The sequence below is a fragment of the Curvibacter sp. Hmag1.1 genome (assembly GCF_059769165.1).
Genome location: NZ_JBMBGX010000002.1, coordinates 501420 through 518769 on the forward strand (window position 1 = coordinate 501420; position 17350 = coordinate 518769).

The 17350-nt window shown below is 63.7% G+C and carries 12 protein-coding genes; 7 read left to right on the forward strand and 5 right to left on the reverse strand.

The features are described from left to right. Positions 1 to 15: 15 nt before the first annotated feature. A complete protein-coding gene (locus tag ACOAP0_RS02795; protein ID WP_498375683.1) occupies positions 16 to 2520 on the reverse strand; it encodes a DNA internalization-related competence protein ComEC/Rec2 in 2505 nt (834 codons plus the stop codon). A gap of 157 nt (positions 2521 to 2677) precedes the next feature. Between ACOAP0_RS02795 and ACOAP0_RS02800 the strand changes: the two genes are divergently transcribed. The 4 genes from ACOAP0_RS02800 to ACOAP0_RS02815 all read left to right on the forward strand — a co-directional run bounded on the left by ACOAP0_RS02800 (position 2678) and on the right by ACOAP0_RS02815 (position 8544). Further along, positions 2678 to 6229: a transglutaminase family protein gene (locus tag ACOAP0_RS02800; protein ID WP_498375682.1), complete on the forward strand. Its 3552-nt coding sequence runs from the start codon at positions 2678 to 2680 to the stop codon at positions 6227 to 6229. Between the two features lie 35 nt (positions 6230 to 6264). Continuing rightward, positions 6265 to 7356, forward strand: a complete 1092-nt coding sequence (locus ACOAP0_RS02805; RefSeq protein ID WP_498391308.1) for an AbrB family transcriptional regulator — start codon at positions 6265 to 6267, stop codon at positions 7354 to 7356. A gap of 34 nt (positions 7357 to 7390) precedes the next feature. After that, positions 7391 to 8098 (forward strand): P-loop NTPase family protein, encoded by a 708-nt coding sequence (locus ACOAP0_RS02810; RefSeq protein ID WP_498375680.1) that lies wholly within the window; start codon positions 7391 to 7393, stop codon positions 8096 to 8098. 140 nt (positions 8099 to 8238) lie between these two features. Next, a complete protein-coding gene (locus tag ACOAP0_RS02815; protein ID WP_087494398.1) occupies positions 8239 to 8544 on the forward strand; it encodes a high-potential iron-sulfur protein in 306 nt (101 codons plus the stop codon). Between the two features lie 62 nt (positions 8545 to 8606). On the opposite strand, the gene ACOAP0_RS02820 is transcribed toward ACOAP0_RS02815, so the two are convergent. Beyond that, entirely contained in the window at positions 8607 to 9227 is a 621-nt protein-coding gene (locus ACOAP0_RS02820; RefSeq protein ID WP_498375679.1) for a flavin reductase family protein, read from the reverse strand. A 97-nt stretch (positions 9228 to 9324) separates the two neighbouring features. Between ACOAP0_RS02820 and ACOAP0_RS02825 the strand changes: the two genes are divergently transcribed. The 3 genes from ACOAP0_RS02825 to ACOAP0_RS02835 all read left to right on the forward strand — a co-directional run bounded on the left by ACOAP0_RS02825 (position 9325) and on the right by ACOAP0_RS02835 (position 13501). Continuing rightward, the gene (locus tag ACOAP0_RS02825; protein ID WP_498375678.1) at positions 9325 to 11946 is read left to right on the forward strand and encodes a circularly permuted type 2 ATP-grasp protein; all 2622 of its coding nucleotides are present in this window, start codon (positions 9325 to 9327) and stop codon (positions 11944 to 11946) included. Then, complete coding sequence (locus ACOAP0_RS02830) at positions 11946 to 12941, forward strand: transglutaminase family protein (protein ID WP_498375677.1); 996 nt, start codon at positions 11946 to 11948, stop codon at positions 12939 to 12941. Before ACOAP0_RS02825 ends, ACOAP0_RS02830 begins: the two co-directional genes overlap by 1 nt. A gap of 101 nt (positions 12942 to 13042) precedes the next feature. Further along, a complete protein-coding gene (locus ACOAP0_RS02835; RefSeq protein ID WP_313867043.1) occupies positions 13043 to 13501 on the forward strand; it encodes a RidA family protein in 459 nt (152 codons plus the stop codon). Between the two features lie 87 nt (positions 13502 to 13588). On the opposite strand, the gene ACOAP0_RS02840 is transcribed toward ACOAP0_RS02835, so the two are convergent. The 3 genes from ACOAP0_RS02840 to pcnB all read right to left on the reverse strand — a co-directional run bounded on the left by ACOAP0_RS02840 (position 13589) and on the right by pcnB (position 17334). Then, the gene (locus ACOAP0_RS02840) at positions 13589 to 15187 is read right to left on the reverse strand and encodes a methyl-accepting chemotaxis protein (protein ID WP_498375676.1); all 1599 of its coding nucleotides are present in this window, start codon (positions 15185 to 15187) and stop codon (positions 13589 to 13591) included. 71 nt (positions 15188 to 15258) lie between these two features. Continuing rightward, positions 15259 to 15735: a 2-amino-4-hydroxy-6-hydroxymethyldihydropteridine diphosphokinase gene (folK, locus tag ACOAP0_RS02845; RefSeq protein ID WP_498375675.1), complete on the reverse strand. Its 477-nt coding sequence runs from the start codon at positions 15733 to 15735 to the stop codon at positions 15259 to 15261. Positions 15736 to 15738: 3 nt separating this feature from the next. Then, entirely contained in the window at positions 15739 to 17334 is a 1596-nt protein-coding gene (pcnB, locus tag ACOAP0_RS02850) for a polynucleotide adenylyltransferase PcnB (protein WP_498375674.1), read from the reverse strand. Positions 17335 to 17350 lie beyond the last annotated feature (16 nt).

The window sequence follows — 17350 nt, forward strand, 5'->3', positions numbered from 1 at the left end:
AGCGCCGATGCACCACTATGGCACATCATGAGCCCAATAATGCCGCTCGTCTTCCCGCATACACGCCACATTTTGGGGCTCTGCAGAGCGCCAGCGCGCCGCACCACAACGGGGCGATAACACCAAATGAGTGCCCAAAGCCACATAGCGGTCCAGCACCGGCGCGGCCGGGTGGCCGTAGCGGTTGCGATAGCCCGCCTGCACCAGCGCATGGCGTGGCTGCACCGCCTGCAGGAACTCGGGCGTGCTTGATGTTTTGCTGCCGTGGTGTGGCACCAACAGCACATCGGCTCGCAGCTTGGAAGCCGTGTATGGGTCGCCCAACATCTGGAGCTCCTGGGGTGCCTCAATGTCTCCGGTGAGCAAGGCCGTCTGCCTGCCGTTGCTGATGCGCAGCACGCAGGACAGGGCATTGGCCTTGAGTGCCGGTTGCTGTTCATACGCACCGGCCGGCGGCTGCAGCACCTCGAAGTCCACCCCATCCCACACCCAGCGTTGGCCCGCTTCACAACGGCTGGACTGGCGCAGTTGCTGCAAGGCATGCTGCGGGTCGATGGAGCTCAGCAGGGCAGCTTGCGGCTGCATCATCAGCACGGCGGCAGCGCCACCCACATGGTCGGTATCGCGGTGGCTGAGCACCACGGTATCCAGCTGCACATCCAGCGCCTTGAGCAAGGGCAGCAGCACGCGGTTACCCGCATCACTCTCCAGGCTGTAGCGCGGGCCGGCATCGAACAGCAAGGCATGCCTGGCGGTTTGCACCAAGACCGCGTTGCCCTGCCCGATATCCGCCGCCAACAGCGAAAACTCGCCCTCCGCCGGCAGCGGCGGCCGCCAGAGCAGGCAGGCCAGCACCGGCATCACCCCCATGGCACGTACCGCCCAAGGCAGGGGCAACACCAGCAGCACGCCGCCCGCCACCGCCCAGATACCCAATGCGAGGGGCGGCAGGGGCAGATTGAGCGTGGCCCACGGCAAGGCGGCCAATCCATCGAGCGCCGCATACAGCAGCGCTACCGCGCCGGTGGCGGCTGTCCACACCTCCGGCCACAACACGCCGGCCAGCGACAAAGGTGTGATCACCAACGTCACCCAGGGAATGGCAAATGCATTCGCCACCAGCCCTACCAAGGACACCTGCCCGAACCACAGCAAGACCAGAGGCGCCAGCGCGAGGGTGATCACCCACTGCTCGCGCCACATTCCGCAAACGAAGTGCAGGAATCGGGCCCACGCCCTCTGCGGGGCTGCCATTCCGGATTCTTGGCCATTTTGACCTCTGGCGCCCGTGGGATCTGCGCGAGCAGCTCCTGAATTCGTAGCAACAGAGCTGACGAACAAGATGCCTACCGCCACAAAACTCAACCAGAAACCGGCCTGCAACATCGCCCACGGGTCCCACATCAGCACCACCACCGCCGTCCACAGCGCAACCCACGGCCACGGCCAGCGCACGCCCAATACACGCAGGAAAACCACCATGGCCAGCATCAGACACGTGCGCTGCGCCGGCACACCCCAGCCCGAAAACAGCGCGTAGGCGCAAGCCAAGGTCACCCCCAGCAGCCAGCCGGCATTCGCTGCCGGCAGCCGGTTGCACAGCCACGCGGAGCGCCGCCACCAACGGCCTGCCAGCAGGGTAGCCGCCCACGCAAACATGGTGATGTGCATGCCCGAAATACTGACCAGGTGCGACACCCCGGTAGCCCGGAACACATCCCAGTCATTGCGGTCTATGGCCCGCTGGTCGCCCACCACCAGCGCGGCCAGCAAGCCGGCCGAGCGGGCATCCGCCACATGGGTGAGGATGCGCTCCCGCGTCCATTGGCGGGCCAGTGCGACCGGCGCCTGCCAGGTCTGCCCCAGCAACTGCGGCACCGGCGCGCTGGCAGTGGCGCGCACATAGCCGGTGGCCTGCACGCCCTGCTCCCACAGGTACAGCTCGTAGTCAAACCCATGGGGGTTGGCGCTGCCGTGTGGCGCTTTCAGGCGCAGTTGCAGGCGCCAGCGCTGGCCGGCCCGCACGTCCGCCGGCGGGCGCTGCAGCTCAGGAAGCTGGGCTTGCGCGTTGTAGGCACTGGTGTACCAGCCCAGATCCAGCAAGGCCGGAAGGCGCACGGGCTGACCATCCAAAGTGGCTTCTTCAGGGGCGAAGCGGAAGCGCACCCCCGCCTCGGTGGCCTGCGGCATGTCGGCCACCACCCCGGTCACCCACACTTCGCGCCCTTCAAGCGCCGGGTTCAGGGCCTGGCTCACAAACACCACCGCCCGCAAACCGGTGAGGCCCCAGGCAAACGCAAGCCCGGCGATCAACACCAACCATTGCACCCGTGCACTTGCTACTCTTTTGGTAGCTACCCGCGCATAGAGAACGGGCGCCAGCAGCATAAATGCTGCGTAAACCCACCATGCTGCCAATGCGGCCTGCTGCAGCTGCAAAGCGATGCCGGCCAACAAGCCCACACCGAGCGCCAGGCCGGTGCGGGACCCTCCAGCCAGTCGGGGTGCCGCTGCATACATGCCTTCATGCTAACGCCAGCCACATTGTGGTGTGAAGCACACACAAGACCCATGGCGCGGACCTTGCTTGGAAAGCCTGTCAAACCCGATTGTTAGTATGGGGGCCGTGCGGCAACCGCTGCACGGCGTCCCCTGTGAGATCTACCGAGACCGGCCCATGTCCATTCACGCAGCGCTGAACCACGTTACCCATTATTCGTACGACCGTTTGGTCAACCTCGGTCCCCAAGTCATCCGCCTGCGTCCTGCCCCGCACTGCCGCAGCAAAATCATTTCCTACTCGCTCAAGGTCGAGCCCAGCACCCACTTCATCAATTGGCAGCAGGATCCGTTTGCCAATTACCAGGCCCGCCTGGTGTTCCCCGAAAAAACCAAGGAGTTCAAAGTCACGGTCGACCTGGTGGTCGAAATGGCGGTGTACAACCCCTTTGACTTCTTCCTGGAACCCACGGCCGAGAACTTCCCGTTCAAGTACGACAAGCTGCTGGGCCAGGAGCTCGCTCCTTATTTGGTGGCCGAGCCGTTGACACCGGAATTCAAAAAGTTCCTCGCTGCCATTGACCTCAAAGAACGCCGCACCATCGACTTTCTGGTCTACATCAACCAGCTGGTGCACAACGCCGTCAGCTACACCATCCGCATGGAGCCCGGTGTGCAAACGCCGGAAGAAACCCTGACGCTGGCCAGCGGCTCGTGTCGCGACTCCGGGTGGCTGCTGGTGCAACTGCTTCGGCATTGCGGGCTGGCAGCGCGCTTTGTCTCTGGCTACCTGATTCAGCTGGCACCGGACGTCAAATCCCTGGACGGCCCCAGCGGAACCGAAGTCGACTTCACCGATCTGCACGCCTGGTGCGAGGTCTATCTGCCTGGCGCAGGCTGGATCGGGCTGGACGCGACCAGCGGCTTGCTGGCCGGCGAGGGCCACATCCCGCTGGCCTGCACCCCGCAGCCCAGCGGCGCAGCCCCGATCGAAGGCGGCGTGGACAAGTGCGAGGTGGAATTTGCCCACCACATGCAAGTCACCCGCATGTACGAGTCCCCCCGCGTCACCAAGCCTTACACGCCCGAGCAGTGGGCCGAAGTCATGACCCTGGGCGACGCGGTAGACGCCGAACTCGTGGCCGGCGATGTGCGCCTGACCATGGGTGGCGAGCCCACCTTTGTGGCGGTGAACGACCGCGACGCGCCCGAGTGGAACACCGACGCCTTGGGCCCTACCAAGCGCGGCTTCGCCACCGAGCTGGTGCACAAACTGCGCGACGAATACGGCCAGGGCGGCTTTCTGCACTTCGGCCAGGGCAAGTGGTATCCCGGCGAGCAACTGCCGCGCTGGGCGCTCAACATCTACTGGCGTGCCGACAAACAAAAGGTGTGGAACAACCCCGCCCTGTTCACCGATGAGCGCAAGCCCACCCACTACACCGCAGAAGACGCGGGTTACTTCATCCGCACCCTGGCGGGCAAGCTGGGCCTGACCGACAAGTACGTGCAGGCCGGCTATGAAGACACCTGGTACTACCTGTGGCGCGAGCGCCGCCTGCCGGTCAATGTGGACCCCTTCAACAGCAAGCTCGATGACGAAATGGAGCGCGCCCGCCTGCGCCGCGTCTTCGAGCAGAAGCTGGACTCGGTGGTGGGCTATGTGCTGCCGCTCAAGGTGGGCGACGGCCCGCGCCTGACCGGCCCGAGCTGGACCACCGGCCCCTGGTTCTTCCGCGATGAACGCATGTACCTCATGCCAGGCGACTCGCCCATGGGCCTGCGACTGCCGCTGGATTCCCTGCCTTGGGTGAGCCAGGGCGATTACCCGTACCTGGTGGAACGGGACCCGACCGTAGACCGCGGCGCACTGCCTCCACACGCAGCCTTTGCACAGCGCTATGCGCCCAACGCGACCACAGTCGCGACGACCGCCCATGCAGGCGCCACCGGGGTCGCAAGTGCAGGGTCAGTAGCCGCCAACGGCGTGCCCTACCTGGCCGGCAACCTCGCCGTGCCGGAAGCCGGTCGCAAGATGCAAACTGCCAAGGGTACCGGCGACACCAGCATTGCCACCAACGCCCAAAGCGCCATGCAGCCTGAGCCGGCGATGTACGCACAGGCTCCGAACCGCTTTGAGTCCGCCCACTGGATCACCCGCACCGCCCTGTGCGTGGAAGTACGCGACCCGCGCCGCGCCAGTGGCCCCAAAGCCGAGGCTGTGGGCTCCAAATCGGGTGTCATGTACATCTTCATGCCCCCCTTGGAGCGACTGGAAGACTACCTGGACCTGCTGGCTGCCATCGAGGCGACAGCCACCGAGCTCAAAATGCAAGTGGTGCTGGAAGGCTACCCGCCTCCCCGCGATCCACGCCTCAAGCTCCTGCAAGTCACCCCCGATCCGGGCGTGATCGAGGTGAACGTGCACCCGGTCACCAACTGGCGCGAGCTGGTCTACAACACCGAGTTTTTGTACAACGCAGCGTTCGAGTCGCGCCTGAGTGCCGAGAAGTTCATGACCGATGGCCGCCACACCGGCACCGGTGGTGGCAACCACTTTGTGATGGGCGGCGCCACCCCGGCCGACAGCCCGTTCCTGCGCAAACCCGAGCTGCTGGCCAGCCTGCTGCTGTACTGGCACAACCACCCGTCCTTGAGCTACCTGTTCAGCGGCATGTTTGTGGGCCCGACCAGCCAGGCCCCGCGCGTGGACGAAGCCCGCAACGACCAGCTTTATGAGCTGGAAATCGCCATCGAGCAGATCTACAAAAACCGCGAACTCTACGGCCAGAGCATGCCGCCCTGGTTGGTGGACCGCACGCTGCGCAACATCCTGATTGACGTGACAGGCAACACCCACCGCAGCGAGTTCTCCATCGACAAGATGTACTCGCCGGACTCGTCCACGGGTCGTTTGGGCCTGCTGGAGCTGCGTGCCTTCGAGATGCCGCCCCACCCGCACATGAGCAGCGTGCAGCAGCTCTTGCTGCGCGCGCTGGTGGCACGCTTCTGGAAGTCGCCGTACAAGGCACCTGTAACCCGCTGGGGCACCGAACTGCACGACCGCTACATGCTGCCTACCTTCATCAAAATGGACTTTGATGACGTGATCGCTGACATGAACATGGCCGGCTACGCGTTCGACACCAGCTGGTTCGCCCCGCACTACGAGTTCCGCTTCCCGATGGTGGGCTCGGTCAAGAGCATGGGCGTGGAGATGACCCTGCGCAACGCCTTGGAGCCTTGGCATGTGATGGGCGAAGAAAGCTCCGCCGGCGGCACCGCCCGCTATGTGGACTCCAGCCTGGAGCGCCTGGAAGTGCGAGTCACCGGGCTGAATGAGAGCCGCTACGTGGTTACCTGCAATGGCGAAGCCCTGCCCATGACCAGCACCGGCACCGTGGGTGAATTCGTAGCCGCCGTGCGCTACAAGGCCTGGAACCCGCCCAGCAGCCTGCACCCCACCATCGGTGTACATGCCCCGCTGACCTTTGACATTGTGGATACCTGGATGAAGCGCTCGCTGGGCGGTTGCCAGTACTTTGTGGCCCACCCCGGCGGCCGCAATTACGACACCTTCCCGGTGAACAGCTACGAGGCCGAAAGCCGCCGCCTCTCGCGATTCAGTCCCTTGGGCCACACCCCGGGCATGCTGGTGGTGCCACCCGCCACCATCCATGTGCCGGGCAGCAAAGAATTCCCGTTCACCAAAGACATGCGCAGGAACTGATCTGAAGCGTCACACGGTTCGCATCTAATCTGCTGATGCGAATGTCATTCCTTAGCCAGCAGCCCCGGCTGCACGGGCCGGCGCTACTGCTCTGCAGTGCCTTGGCCAGTGCAGCCTTTTTACTCATGGGCGTGCCCGCGGGCATGTTGCTGGGTTGCATGCTGGCCGGTGTCCTGCTTGCCACGCAGGACATAAACGTGCAGGTACCCGCCCCGCTGTTTGCCATTGGCCAGTCGGTCATCGCCTGCCTGATGGCGCATAGCCTGCATTTCGAGGTGCTGCAACGCGTGGCCGGCGAATGGCCGCTGTTTCTGGGGATTGCGTTTTCCGTCATGGCGGCCAGTGCGCTGCTAGGTTACTGGCTGATGCGCAGCGGTTTGCTGCCGGGCAGCACCGCCATCTGGGGCCTGGCACCGGGCGCGGCCTCTGCCATGGTGCTCATGGCGGGCGATTTCGGTGCAGACACCCGGCTGGTGGCATTCATGCAGTACCTGCGGGTCGCCCTGGTCACGGCGATTGCTTCGCTGGTGGCTCACTTTGCAGCAGGCGCTTCCCCTGGGCACGCCGCAGCCGCTTGGGATGTCCAGCTGGTCCATTGGTTGCACCTACAGAGCCCCTTGCATGCCGGCCTGACTCTTACGCTGGTGCTGGCCGCCGCCTGGTTGGGCCGCACCCTCACCTTCCCAGGCGGCCCATTGTTGATCCCCATGGTGTTGGCACTGGCCATGGACAACCTCAGCCCCTGGAAGCTGGAGCTGCCGGGCCCGCTGCTGGCACTGGCGTATGCCGCGCTGGGTTGGGGTATAGGTCTGCGCTTTAACCGCGCGATTCTGGAACACGCCTGGCGCGTGTTGCCACGGGTGCTGGTCGCCATCGCAGCGCTGATCGTGCTCGGTTTGGTGATTGCCGGCTGCCTGATGGGGTTTGCGGGTGTAGCCCCCCTCACCGCCTACTTGGCCACCAGCCCCGGAGGTGCGGACTCGGTGGCAGTGATTGCCGTCGGCAGCGCGGTGGATGCGGGTTTTGTCATGGCCATGCAGATGGTCCGTTTTTTCATGGTGTTGTTGCTGGGTCCGCGCCTCTCGCGCTGGCTGGTGCAACGTCTGTCAGGGCGCAATGCGGCCTGAAGCCTTTCTTCTTTTCAACTCAAACAGGATATTTATGCCCTCTATCAACTTCATCGGCGGCGAAAAAGGCGGCGTCGGCAAATCAGTGGTTGCCCGTCTGCTGGCCCAGCACTTCATTGACAAGGGGCGCGCTTTTACCGGCTTTGACACCGACCGCTCGCACACCTCTTTCACCCGCTTTTATGCCGACTACGCCTCCCCCGTGGTGGTAGACACCTACGAGGGCCTGGACCTGATTGCTGCGGTGTTTGAGGAAGAGCCTGCAGAAGGCCCTCTTCCCAACGTCATCGTCGATCTGGCAGCCCAGACCGCCGCGCCGCTGGCCCGTTGGGTGAAGGACTCCGACCTTGTCTCACTGATGGCCAGCATGGGCATCACAGTGAATTTCTGGCATGTGGCCGATGCGGGCAAAGACTCGGTGGATCTGCTGGACCGCCTGGTGGCCACTTATGGCGCCGGCCCCAACTACATCGTGGTGAAAAACCTGGGCCGGGGCAGCGACTTTTCGCAGCTGGAAGACTCTGCCGCACTCAAGAAAGCCGTGGCACTGGGCGGCCATGTCATCAGCCTTCCCCAGTTGCATGAAGCCAGCATGCGCAAAATCGACCGCCAGAACGCCAGCTTCTGGGCTGCGGTAAACCACAAGGAAGGCGCAGATGCCCTGGGCATGCTGGAGCGGCAGCGGGTCAAAACCTGGCTCAAGAGCTGTTACGCCGCGCTGGATGCGCTGCACTTGGGCTAAGCGCTGACCCGGCCGGCACAACACTGGAGTGCTTTAGCCGGGTATTGATCAGGATCAAGGGGCTCCGGCGGTCTTTTCATAACAATGCTTACCAAACCCGCTATCCTGCGGGCTCGATTTTCACCTTAGGAAACCAAGCCATGACACAACGTCGCACATTCATGCTTCAAGTCGCGCTCGGCAGCACTGCGCTGCTGGCAAGCCAGGTACACGCCGCCGCCCCCATGGTCGACGAAAAAGACCCACAAGCGGGTGCTCTGGGCTACAAGGCAGATGCCACCAAGGTGGACAAGACCAAGTTCCCCAAGTACGCCGCAGGCCAGGCATGTTCCAACTGCGCGCTCTACCAGGGCAAAGCTGCAGACGCCGCCGGCGGCTGCCCCCTGTTTGCCGGCAAACAAGTGGCCGGCAAAGGCTGGTGCAGCGCCTACGCCAAGAAGGCCTGATGACCATGGGGCGCTAGCCCCACGCAAAAAGCCACCGCAGCAGCCGCTGCCGGTGGCTTTTTTTATTGGGGGCGGAATAGCCGGAACAGTTGCTCAGGCCCGATGGTGAAGTAGTCACCCGGCCCGCCACCGCGCAGCACATGGCTGGCAGCAGCGGTGTCATACACACCGTCCACCAGCAAAGAGGTGTCGATATGCACCCCGACAACCTCGCCCAGTACCAACCAACTGGGCACCGTGGAACCCGCTGCCGTCTGCAATTGCACGATCTGGGTACAACGGCATTCGAAACTGACAGGGCTCTCCAGCACCCGGGGCGGAGCCACCAGCCTGGAAGCCACCGGCGTCAGACCGGCCAAGGCAAACTCATCAACTTCAGGCCCCACCGCAGCGCAGGTCTCGTTCATGGCTTCGGCCAGAGGCCGGGTCACCAGATTCCAGACAAACTCGCCGGTCGCCTCCACATTGCGCACCGTGTCCTTGCATCCGATGCTGGAAAAGCCCACGATAGGCGGCACGTAATTAAAGGCGTTGAAAAAGCTGTAGGGCGCAAGGTTGAGCGCGCCTTGGGCGTTTCGGGTGGAAATCCAGCCTATGGGTCGGGGGCCCACGATCGCGTTAAAGGGGTCGTGCGCCAGGCCGTGACCCAGCCGAGGTTCATAAAAATGCTGCGTGGGGGACATGGTGCCGGCCTTCAGTGCGGAGAGGCCTCTAGTATTACCGGCACGGCGATTGCTTGCGCACATACAGCCCGTCCTCGGGCTGGCATACTCTCATTCAGTGACACAAGCCGACGAATCCCCCCCTGACCGCCCGGAAGAAGCTGCCGCAGATGTGCTGCGCTACGCGCGCGCCTGCGCTGCGGCCAGCAGCCACTTTGACGAGTTGCGGGGCGCTATCAATTCCGAAGCTGCCGACGCATATCTGACGGGCGTTTGGCGCCAATTCTTTAACAACATGGAAGGCGGCAGCGAAGCGGCCCTCGAACAGCATGTTGCCAGCCTCCAGCGACAAATCCGTGACAACGGCGTCACCTACAACGTGTATGCCGATGCGGAAGGGCCGCAGCGCCCCTGGTCGCTGGACCTGTTCCCGCTGATTGTGGACGCCCCCGATTGGGCCCACATCGAAGCGGGCGTGCAGCAGCGCATGCGCTTGCTGGACGCCGTCATGGCGGATGTTTACGGTCCCCAGGATCTGTTGCGCCGCGGCCTGCTTCCGCCTGCCTTGGTGCAGGGTCACCCCGGCTACCTGCGTCCCATGGCGGGCGTGCAACCGGTGGGGGGCGTACACCTGCATGTGGCCGCCTTTGACCTGGCCCGTGGGCCGGATGGCAACTGGTGGGTGGTCGGCCAGCGCTGCCAGGCACCCAGCGGCTTGGGCTACCTGCTGGAAAACCGGCTGGCGGTGTCCCGGCAGTTCCCTCAGGCATTTCAGGCTCTCAAGGTGCAGCGCTTGGCCAGTACCTACCGGGCGCTGATGGACAGCCTCAAAACAGCCAGCCCGGCCGGTGCCCAGGCGCACATTGCCCTGCTCACGCCCGGCCCGTACAACGAAACCTATTTCGAGCACGCTTACCTCGCGCGCTACCTCGGCCTCACGCTGGTAGAGGGCAGCGACCTCATCGTGCGTGATGAGCGCCTGTTCCTTAAGACCCTGCGAGGCCTGGTGCCGGTACACGGGCTGCTCAAGCGGGTGGATGACCAGTACCTGGACCCGCTGGAGCTGCGGCCGGACTCCACGCTGGGCGTGCCCGGCTTGTTGCAAGCCATCCGCGCCGGCAACGTGCTGGTGGCCAACACCCCGGGCTCGGCGTTTCTGGAGTCTCCCGCACTGCTCGGCTTTCTACCGGCCATTGCCCAGGCATTGCTCGGTGAGAGTCTGAGCCTGCCGGCCCTGCCGACCTGGTGGTGCGGTGAGCGCAGCGCCATGGAAGCAGCGTTGCCACTGCTGGGCGAGCGCACCATCAAACCCACCTATCCCGGCTCCAGCATCCACCCCAGCTTTGAGGCGGTGCTGGGCCACACCATGCAACAAAGCGCCCTGGACCGCCTGGCCGGGCGCATTGTGCGCCAGAGCGAAGAGCACACGGTGCAGGCCTATATGCCCCTGTCGCAAATGCCAACGTGGCGCAGCGATGCAGACGGCAAGGGCAACGCTGCCATGGAAGCCCGCTCCGTCATGTTGCGGGTGTTCGCCGTGTCGGACGGGCGTGACGCTGCCGGGCAACCCCAATGGCAAGTGCTCCCTGGCGGCCTGGCGCGCGTGGCAGGTGCCAGCGCAGACATCGCATCCATGCAGCGCGGCGGCAGCAGCGCTGACGTCTGGGCCCTCACCCGCGGGGAAGTGGACACCACCACCTTGCTGCCCACCACGCTGACGCCGGCCGTGCTGGCCCAACGCAAACGCCTGGTCACCAGCCGTGCCGCAGAAAACCTGTACTGGCTGGGCCGCTACACCGAGCGCGCTGACAACACCATCCGACTGGCCCGCTTGGCGCTGGAATACCTGGGTGGTGAAGAACAGTCCAGCGCGCCCTTGCTGCAATGGCTCACGCAGCTGGCCCAGATTAACACCCTGGTGCTCCCCGGCGTGCCATCCGCTGTGCAGGCGCGGCGGGTCTTCGAGCGCTCCATCATCGCCAGCCTGGCCTCGCCAGACGGGGCCACCAGCGTGGGCTACAACATGCGGGCCCTCAAGATGGCGGCTGCCACCGTGCGCGAGCGCCTGTCGCAAGAACACTGGAGCACCATCGTCCGGGCAGAAGAAGAGATGTTCCAGCGCTGCGCCCAGATGGCCGCCCAGGGCGACTACGCGCCCAACCAGGCCCTGCGCATCCTCAAAGACGCCAGTGACCACCTGGCCGCGATTACCGGTGCCCAGACCGACCGCATGACCCGCGACGATGGCTGGCGCCTGCTGAGCATTGGCCGCCACGTGGAGCGGCTAAACTTTTTGGCCACTGCGTTGGACCAGTGCTTTGACACGGGCGCCGTGGACACCGACGGCGGATTTGAAGCCTTGCTGGGCCTCTTCGACAGCACCATTACCTTCCATGCCCAGTACCAGCAAAGCCGCGATGTAGCTGCGCTGATTGACCTGCTGGTGCTGGACCGCGACAACCCCCGCTCCCTGGCTTGGGTGGCGCACACGCTGCGCGGTCGCCTGGCGAAACTGGCCCTGAGCCCTGCCAACGAGCTGAGCCCCATGAGCCTGCAAGTGCCCGCCCCCGACAGCTGGGACCTGGCTGCCCTGTGCGAGAGCCCTGCCGGCGAGCCGGTGATGCAGCCGCTGCGCAACCTGCTCGCATCGCTGTGCACGGCGGCGTACACGGTGTCCGAAGACATCAGCACCACCTATTTCACCCACTCCGGGGAAACCAAGCAAAGCGTAGGCACCTGATGCTGTTGCAAGTGACCCACGAAACGCGGTACGACTACCAACCCGCCGTAGAAACCGCCCAGCATGTGGCCTACTTGGAGCCCCGCGCCCACGGCAGCCAGAACGTGCTGAGCCACAGCCTGCTGATCAACCCGCAACCCGCCCAACAGCGAAGTGCACCCGATGTGTTCGGCAACCACCGCTGCTTCTTTTCCTTGCAGGTGCCCCATGGCATTTTGCAGGTGCGAGCCTGCAGCCTGGTGTCCACCCGCGAGGCCGAAAAGCCGGCCAGCAGCCTGCCATGGGAAACCCTGCGCGACCGCTTGCGCTATCAGGCCGGAACCGTCTATGAGCCAGCCGCCGAGTTTGTGTTTGCCAGCGCCTTTGTGCCCCGCCAGCTGGAGTTTGCAGGCTATGCGCGCCCCAGTTTTGTGGCCGGAACCGATGTGCTGAGCGTGGCCCGCGACTTGATGGAGCGCATCCACACCGATTTCACCTACGAGACCAACAGCACCCAGATCAACACCCCGGCCCTGCAAGCGCTGGAACAGCGCAAGGGCGTGTGCCAGGACTTTGCCCACATCATGCTGGCCTGCTGGCGCAGCATGGGCTTGCCCGCACGGTATGTGAGTGGCTACCTGCTGACCCGTCCGCCACCGGGCCAGGTCAAGCTGATCGGGAGCGACGCTTCCCACGCCTGGGTCAGCGTTTACGTGCCTGACCTGCCGGAGGGCGAACGCTGGGTCGACTTTGACCCCACCAACAATCGCTGGGGTTGGCATGCGCCGGGGGTGGACTACGTGACGGTGGCCACCGGCCGGGATTTTGGCGATGTCTCGCCCCTGCGTGGTGTGATCCATGGAGGCTCGCGGCACACCTTGACCGTGGGCGTGACAGTGGAAGAAATCGGCATGGAAGCACAGGTCGCGCCGGTGCCTGACCATAATGACGTACCAGTGCGGATGGAAGCCGCCCCTGTGGCAACGCAAAGCCAATCGCAGTCCCAGTCGGGCTGAGTCCGGGCGAGCGGCCATTTGCTATTATTTTCATAGCTTCTCGCGCATATTCCATGGGCGCCAGCAGCACTTTTTACCTATAAACCTTTGAGATCGACGCCATGAGCATTTACGACAAACTCGCTGAACTCCAGATCACCCTGCCCCCTGTGGCCATCCCTGCTGCAGCCTATGTGCCTTTTGTGCAGACCGGCAACCTGGTGTTTTTGAGCGGTCATATCGCCAAAAAAGATGGCGCCGTCTGGGCCGGCCAGCTGGGCAAAAACATCAGCACCGAAGAAGGCAAGGCAGCTGCCCGTGCCATCGCCATCGACCTGATGGGTACCCTGCACGCCGCCGTGGGTGACCTGAACAAGGTCAAGCGCATCGTGAAGGTCATGTCCCTGGTGAACTCCACCGGCGACTTCACCGAACAACACCTGGTGACCAACGGCGCAAGCGAATTGTTCGGCCAGGTCTTCGGCCCTCAAGTGGGCGCCCATGCCCGCAGCGCCTTCGGCGTGGCACAGATCCCCATGGGTGCCTGCGTGGAAATCGAGCTGATCGCCGAAGTCGCCTGAGGCTTCTTCATCAGCCAACAAAAAAGCGCTGCCGGGCAGCGCTTTTTTTATGGGTCAACGGGTCACGAAAACCACCCGAAACTCCGCTCAGCGCAACATCAACGGCGCTTGGTGACCCTGCAACTGGCGTGCTGCAGATGCCGACGCGTCCACCTTGAACACCGAGACGGCTTGCGCCAGCTGTGCGGCCTGGTCGCGCAGGCTTTCCGCTGCTGCGGCGCTCTGTTCGACCAGAGCCGCATTTTGCTGGGTCATCTGGTCGAGATTGGAAATGGCGTGGTTCACATCGGCAATGCCGCCACTTTGTTCACTGGAAGCGGCGGTGATTTCGTTGATCACATCCACCACGCGGCGCACGCTCTGCACAATCTCTTGCATCGTAGAGCCCGCATGGGTCACCAGCTGGGTGCCGGACTCCACCTTGTCGACCGAGGTGCCGATGAGCGCCTTGATTTCTTTGGCGGCCTCCGCACTGCGGCCGGCGAGCGAACGCACTTCAGACGCCACCACCGCAAAGCCCCGGCCCTGCTCGCCGGCGCGGGCGGCTTCCACCGCTGCATTCAAGGCGAGGATGTTGGTCTGGAAGGCAATGCCATCAATCACGCTGATGATGTCGGCAATCTTTTTGCTGCTGGCATCAATCTCCTGCATGGTGCGCACCACCTGCGTTACGACCTCGCCACCGCGCTGGGCGACGCTTGAGGCATTGGCCGCCAGGGTGCCCGCCTGATGGGCGTTCTCTGAACTCAAACGTACCGCCTGGGTGAGGCTGTCCATGCTCGATGCCGTGGAGGCGAGATTGCTGGAGGTTTCCTCGGTACGATGAGCCAGATCGTTGTTGCCGGTGGCAATCTCCGTGCTGGCAGTCGCAATGCTGTCCGTGCTGTGCCGGACCTGCGCCACCATCAGCGATAGCGCCCGGTTCATGGCGCCCAGTGAGCGCATCAGGTCGCCGAACTCGTCGGATCGGGACTCATCCACCACACTGGTCAGGTCGCCTTCGGCAATCCGGGATGCCAACTGGTTGGCCTGCACCAGAGGGCGCTTGATGGAGCGGATCAAAAATGCAGCCCCTACCAGAATGCCGCAAATCACCAGCACCAGCCCGCTGGTGGACAGCATGATGAGCTTGCGCCCCTCCGCCTCAAAGCTCTGGCGGGCCTGCTCGCTTTCGGTGTCCTGCATGGCTACAAACTCGGCATGGGCCTGTTGCAGTGCCAGCACGGCAGGGCGGTATTGCGTTTCCACAAAAGCCGGCATGTCACCGGGCTTGGTGACTTTGAGCAGCGCGGTCTGGCTGGTCAGGTCTTGCAGCTTTTTGCGCAGGTCCGTGATCTTGGTGATTTGTTGCCGGTCCTGCTCTGTCGGGCTGGCGGATTCGATCAGTTTTTGAAACTCTTCAATCCGGCTATTGCTGGCTGCGATTTCGTCCTTGAACGCATTGGCCACGCCGGGGTCTATGGACACGACCACCGCATAAGCCCGGGTGGCGTTCACGTCTTCGAGGGCGGCCCACTGATTGGCTTGCTTGATTTGGGTCGCCAAGGCGGTATTCAGCGCGCCATAAGCCTCCCGGGACTTGCGGGATTGCCAGGCGGTCAGCGCGATGATGATTCCCAACGACACCACCATCAGCACCATGGCAGACCACAGCTTGGTGGCCAGCCGCATCCGGTTGAACTGCATTCCAATCTCCTTTAATTATTCTGTAATTTAAACACGCCGTACCCGGTTACAGAATGGAGAAAAGACCGGATTTACCCTGCCAACCTCCAGATGCCCTGGTCGCGCACGGCGTCCAGTTCGGCGGGCTTAACCCGCTCTGGATCGAGCTCGGCCAAAGGCATCAACACAAAGGCGCGTTCCCTCATGCGGGGGTGCGGAACGGTCAATGCGGGACTGGCTATGCGTGCACTACCGTAAAGCAAGATGTCCAGGTCCAGGGTGCGCGGGGCATTGCGGTAGGGGCGCTCACGCCCGGCTTGCAATTCTTGCTTTTGCAGCGCAGACAAAAGGTCCGGCGCGCTCAGGCAGGTGCTAATCTCAGCCACCGCGTTCACATAGTCCGGCCCGGTGGAATCCACCGGCGTGCTGCCAAAAAAACCGGAGGCACGCACCAGGCGGGTGGCGGGCAGGCGCTCCAGCCCTACCAGCGCGGTGCGCAAAGCAACCATGGGGTCACCCAGATTGGCTCCCAGGCCGATGTAGGCGCGGACCGGATCGCGCAGGATCATGGCTTACTCGGCCGAGGGGGCTGATCCGCCCTCACCCGCGCCACGGGCCGCGCCACCGCGGCGACGGCGGCGACGCTTGCGCGGCGCATCCCCGGTCGAGTCAGCAGCAGATTCCGGAAACTCCGGCCCGGATGACTCGTCACCGGACTGGCTGCCAGTCGGGATCGGCCGCGGGTCACGCGCCGGCTTGGCCGCACGCGGGCCTTTGGGGGCCTGCTTGCGCTGTTGCTGTTGTTCCGCGCGCACCTGGTCCACCATGTCCTGGCGCACTTCGTCACTGGCCATGCTGAACTCTTGCCACCAGTCGGCCAAGGTTTCGTCAATCTCCCCCGCATCTGCACGCAAGCGCATGAAGTCGAAGGAGGCGCGGAAGCGGGGTTGCTCCACCATGCCAAAAGGTGTGCTGCCCACACGCTTGTCAAAGCGGGGTTGCATCAACCAGATCTCGCGCATGTCGCCGGCCAGCTTGCCGCGGCCGGACACGTCCCCGATGCGGGCATTGAACACGTCTTCAATTGCGTCCTGCAAAGCCGGATGGCTGTGCTGACCGCTCTTGAGGCGCTGAGCCCAACCGTCGCGCACATCAGCCCACAACACACAGGCCAGCAGGAAACTCGGCGCCACCGGCTTGCCCTCGCCCACGCGGCGGTCGGTATCTTTGAGGGCTGCGGCCACAAAAGGCTGCTCGCCCCGCTCGACCACTACATCCAACAGCGGGTAGATGCCGGTCGCCAAACCCAGGACCTTGAGCTGCTCGATGGAGGCCAACGCGTGGCCGGTTTGCAGCAGTTTGAGCATTTCGTCGAACAAGCGGCTCTGCGGCACGTCGTTCAAGAGCTTCTGGCTCTTGACCAGGGGGCCTGCAGTTTTGGGCTCCAGCTTGAAACCCAGAGGGCTCAGCTTGGCGGCAAAACGCACGGCGCGGATGATGCGCACCGGGTCTTCCCGGTAGCGGGTGGCCGCGTCGCCAATCATGCGAAGGGTGCGGCTCTTGGAGTCTTTCAGGCCATTGTGATAATCGACCACGATCTGGGTTTCAGGGTCGTAGTACATGGCGTTGATGGTGAAGTCGCGGCGCACCGCGTCTTCTTCCTGGGGGCCCCAGACGTTGTCGCGAAGCACCCGGCCAGTGCTGTCTACCGCGTGCTTCATGCCGGCCAGTTCACTCTTGCTGGTGCGCTCATTCCCGGCCACTTGCTCAGCGGCGGCGTTATCCAGATACGCGCGGAAGGTCGAGACTTCAATCACCTCATGCTCGCGCCCGCGGCCATACACCACGTGCACGATGCGGAATCGCCGCCCAATGATGAATGCACGGCGGAACAGGCCCTTGACCTGCTCAGGGGTGGCGTTGGTCGCCACATCAAAGTCTTTGGGGCGCAAACCGACCAGCAGGTCACGCACCGCACCACCCACCACATAGGCCTCGAAACCGGCCTGCTTAAGCGTACGCACCACATTGATGGCGCGCTCGTCCACCAGGCTGGGGTCTATGCCGTGCACCGACACGGGAATCTCCACCCGTTTGCCGAACTGCGGCTTTTTGCTGGTGCCTGCGGGGCTCTTGCCCAGCAGTTTGTCGATAAATTTTTTGATCAAGTTCTTGTTCCTAGCG

Coding starts and splice junctions, on each gene's coding strand:
- ACOAP0_RS02795 (WP_498375683.1), bottom strand. CDS start 2,520: ATGTATGCAGCGGCACCCCGACTGGCTGGAGGGTCCCGCACCGGCCTG.
- ACOAP0_RS02800 (WP_498375682.1), top strand. CDS start 2,678: ATGTCCATTCACGCAGCGCTGAACCACGTTACCCATTATTCGTACGAC.
- ACOAP0_RS02805 (WP_498391308.1), top strand. CDS start 6,265: ATGCGAATGTCATTCCTTAGCCAGCAGCCCCGGCTGCACGGGCCGGCG.
- ACOAP0_RS02810 (WP_498375680.1), top strand. CDS start 7,391: ATGCCCTCTATCAACTTCATCGGCGGCGAAAAAGGCGGCGTCGGCAAA.
- ACOAP0_RS02815 (WP_087494398.1), top strand. CDS start 8,239: ATGACACAACGTCGCACATTCATGCTTCAAGTCGCGCTCGGCAGCACT.
- ACOAP0_RS02820 (WP_498375679.1), bottom strand. CDS start 9,227: ATGTCCCCCACGCAGCATTTTTATGAACCTCGGCTGGGTCACGGCCTG.
- ACOAP0_RS02830 (WP_498375677.1), top strand. CDS start 11,946: ATGCTGTTGCAAGTGACCCACGAAACGCGGTACGACTACCAACCCGCC.
- ACOAP0_RS02835 (WP_313867043.1), top strand. CDS start 13,043: ATGAGCATTTACGACAAACTCGCTGAACTCCAGATCACCCTGCCCCCT.
- ACOAP0_RS02840 (WP_498375676.1), bottom strand. CDS start 15,187: ATGCAGTTCAACCGGATGCGGCTGGCCACCAAGCTGTGGTCTGCCATG.
- folK (WP_498375675.1), bottom strand. CDS start 15,735: ATGATCCTGCGCGATCCGGTCCGCGCCTACATCGGCCTGGGAGCCAAT.